General features: G+C 64.3%; 1 protein-coding gene. It reads left to right on the top strand.

The window, feature by feature from the left end; all coding sequences use genetic code 11:
* A partial coding sequence (locus JS521_RS36090; protein WP_205087045.1) for an AMP-binding protein occupies positions 1-414 on the top strand: 414 nt, incomplete at both ends.

The raw sequence follows: 414 nt of genomic DNA, 5'->3' as shown, positions 1-414 counted from the left end.
CCCCGACACCTGCATCCACAGGTTGTTTGAGGCGCAGGTGGCGCGCACGCCAGACGCCGTTGCTGTGTCGTACGCCGATGAGCACCTTTCCTATGCGGAGCTGGATGCACGTTCCAACCAGCTCGCACATGCCCTGGTTGCCCACGGGGTCGCCGCCAATGCCTTGGGCGGTGTGGCCATGGAGCGATCGCTGGAGATGGTGATTGCATTGCTGGGCATCCTGAAAGCGGGAGGCGCCTACGTCCCGCTGGATCCTGGCTACCCTGACGATCGGCTTCGCTTCATGGCCAACGATGCCCACGTGCGCCTCATTCTTACGCAGGAACGCTTCCGGCTGCGTTGGCACGGCTTCGGCATGACTTGCTTGGCGGTGGACGATCCGGGTGTCCTGCAGCTGGCGGCTCACCCAGGCAC

The sequence above is a fragment of the Streptomyces durocortorensis genome, assembly GCF_016901035.1.
GTDB lineage: Bacteria > Actinomycetota > Actinomycetes > Streptomycetales > Streptomycetaceae > Streptomyces > Streptomyces durocortorensis.
Note: the sequence above shows the minus strand (reverse complement) of the source record. Positions and strands in the feature narration are given on the sequence as shown.